4 protein-coding genes and 1 pseudogene are annotated in these 2,912 nt (G+C 29.4%); all 5 read right to left on the bottom strand.

The annotated features are described in order from the left end of the window. Window positions 1–406, bottom strand: a pseudogene (locus tag Q5F54_RS12465) (phosphatidate cytidylyltransferase); the annotation flags it as partial. 16 nt (window positions 407–422) lie between these two features. After that, on the bottom strand, window positions 423–1,151 hold the full coding sequence (locus tag Q5F54_RS12460) for an isoprenyl transferase (RefSeq protein WP_302334530.1): 729 nt from the start codon (window positions 1,149–1,151) through the stop codon (window positions 423–425). Between the two features lie 50 nt (window positions 1,152–1,201). Then, entirely contained in the window at window positions 1,202–1,405 is a 204-nt protein-coding gene (locus Q5F54_RS12455; RefSeq protein WP_281539138.1) for a hypothetical protein, read from the bottom strand. Between the two features lie 2 nt (window positions 1,406–1,407). Beyond that, a complete protein-coding gene (frr, locus tag Q5F54_RS12450) occupies window positions 1,408–1,965 on the bottom strand; it encodes a ribosome recycling factor (RefSeq protein WP_071119909.1) in 558 nt (185 codons plus the stop codon). 220 nt (window positions 1,966–2,185) lie between these two features. Further along, the gene (gene pyrH / locus Q5F54_RS12445) at window positions 2,186–2,887 is read right to left on the bottom strand and encodes a UMP kinase (protein WP_071119908.1); all 702 of its coding nucleotides are present in this window, start codon (window positions 2,885–2,887) and stop codon (window positions 2,186–2,188) included. Window positions 2,888–2,912 lie beyond the last annotated feature (25 nt).

Raw genomic sequence — 2,912 nt, 5'->3', positions numbered from 1 at the left:
ATATAGTCCATACATAAATTGCACCTCTTTCAAAGCTGTTTATAGTTAGAACTATAAAATCTATAGATATAGCTACATAGAATATACTGAAAAATGTTATTGCAATATCAATTACATTATTTTTACATCTTAAAAGATAAGTTATAGAGTACATAAATAATAAAAATATCATTATGTAAGTATACTCTACACCTAAATTAAGTATATTTTTTAGACCCATGTATGCTATAAATATATAACCTATATTTTCTATAGGGTGTATATTTATAGCATTAAATGCTTTATAAAATTCTCTTAAAGCCATAGCAAGTATTACTATTTCAGCTATATATAATGGTATCCCACCAATTACAATGAATATAAATAATGGTACTAAAGCTAATGCGGCTATTACTCTTGTAAGCATATAAATTTTCTCCTTACTACTTACTTAGTCCGCCAAATCTTCTGTCTCTATTTTGATATACATATATTGCCTTTTGAAGTTCTATTCTATTAAAGTCTGGCCAGTGTATATCAGTGAAATAAAACTCAGAGTAAGCAGCTTCCCACATTAAGAAGTTGCTAAGTCTTTGCTCTCCACTAGTTCTTATTATCAAGTCAGGATCTGGTATAGACTTTGTATCTAAATAATTTTTTATAGTATTTTCATTTATTTCTTCTATATTTATTTTACCACATTTTGCATCATTTAATATATCTATTATTGCATTTTTTATATCATCTCTACTTCCGTAGTTTAGAGCAAGATTTAAATTAACTCCTGTATTATCTTTAGTTAATTCAAATGCATTATTTAATTGTTCTATACAATTTTTAGGAAGCTTTGATATATCCCCTATTGTTGTAACTTTTACATTGTTGGCATGTAATTCTTTAATCTCTTTGCTTAAATATGTAGCTAAAAGAGTCATAAGTGTATCTACTTCAAGTTTAGGTCTTTTCCAGTTTTCTGTTGAAAAAGCATATAAAGTTAGATGTTTTACCCCTAATCTTTGAGATTCTTTTATTACTTCTCTTATTGCTTCTACCCCCGCTTTATGTCCTGCAGCTCTAGGAAGGAATCTAGATTTTGCCCATCTTCCGTTTCCATCCATTATTATAGCTATATGAGTAGGCACTTTTTCTAAATTTATGTCATAACTATTCATAGTTTTTGCCTCCATTATAAAATTTGCTTAAATGCAAAGATTTCTGACCCCTATTTTAGGGAGTCAGAAAACTTAGTTGTTAGTAATTCTACACCATTATCTAGTTCTGATATTTTTATGACTTTAGGAATAATAAGCTTATCCGTGTCTTTTTTACCTTGTATAGATTTTACAGTGTATGTTATGTTTTTTTCTTTGAGATATTTTTCTACTTCTTCTAATTGAAGGCCTAAAAGGTTATAATATTTATTCAATATTATACCTCCATTATATCTTTTTCTTTAGCAGTAGCAACTTGATCTACTTCTTTTATGAATTTATCAGTTATTTTTTGAACTTCATCTTGTGCTTTCTTTAATTCGTCTTCAGTTAATTCTCCGTCTTTTTCCATTTTCTTTAATGCATCATTTGCATCTCTTCTTTCATTTCTAAGTCTTACTTTGAATTCTTCAGCAACTTTATGAACTCTCTTAGCTAATTCTTTTCTTCTTTCTTCCGTTAAAGCTGGAACTGATATTCTTATAACTTGACCATCGTTAGTTGGATTAAGTCCTAAATCAGAGTTTCTTATAGCTTTTTCTATTTCTGCCATAGAAGACTTATCCCAAGGGTTTATCATTAATGTTCTTGGTTCTGGAACTGATATAGCAGCCATTTGGTTGATTGGAGTTAATGATCCGTAGTAGTCAACTCTTACCTTATCTAACATTTGAGCGTTTGCTCTTCCTGCTCTTATAGTTGTGTATTCATGCTTTAGGGCATCTATTGTTTTAGTCATCTTAGCTTCTAATTGCTTATGTACATCTAATTTCATAGTTATTATCCTCCTATATATTATAATACTATTATATATCTTTATCTTACTTTATATAATACTTTTAATCTATATTAAAAAATATATTTTACACTTTTTTATTTTATTAATTCTTCTAGCGAAGATGAAAAATATATAAACTGAACCGACATTGTAGCTTGGAGGGAAGGTTATATATTTTTTATCGAGCGGTGTTTAATAAAATAATTAATATTAAGTATTATTTTACTATTGTACCTATTTTTTCACCCATAACTGCTTTTATTATATTATCTGTAGATAATTCAAATACGTGTATAGGTATTTTGTTATCCATACATAAAGATGTTGCAGTAGAGTCCATTACTTTTAATTCTCTTTGTAAAACTTCTAAGTAAGTTAATTCATCAAACTTAACTGCATCAGCGTGTACCTTTGGATCTTTATCGTATACTGCATCAACATTTTTAGCAAGTAGTATAACTTCTGCTTCCATTTCAGCTGCTCTAAGTGATGCCGCTGTATCTGTTGAGAAATATGGATTTCCTGTTCCCGCACCAAATATAACTACTCTATCTTTTTCTAAGTGTCTAACTGCTTTTCTTCTTATATATGGTTCTGCTATTTGTCTCATTTCTATAGCAGTTTGAACTCTTGTTTGAACATCTATGTTTTCAAGAGCATCTTGAAGTGCCATAGAGTTCATAACTGTTGCAAGCATTCCTATATAGTCTGCTGTAGTTCTATCCATACCTTCTGATGTTCTTCCTCTCCAGAAGTTTCCACCACCAACAACTACAGATACTTCAACACCTATTTCTTGAATTTTCTTTATTGCTACTGCTATTTCATTAACAACATCATTATTTATTCCAAAACCTTTATCTCCTGCTAGTGCTTCACCACTAAGTTTTAACAGTACCCTTTTATACATTGGTTTCATAAAAAGAAATCCTCCCTACATTCTA

Origin of the sequence: uncultured Romboutsia sp. (assembly GCF_958366745.1) — a bacterium.
Lineage (GTDB): Bacteria > Bacillota > Clostridia > Peptostreptococcales > Peptostreptococcaceae > Romboutsia > Romboutsia timonensis.
This window is presented reverse-complemented; position numbering and strand designations above follow the sequence as displayed.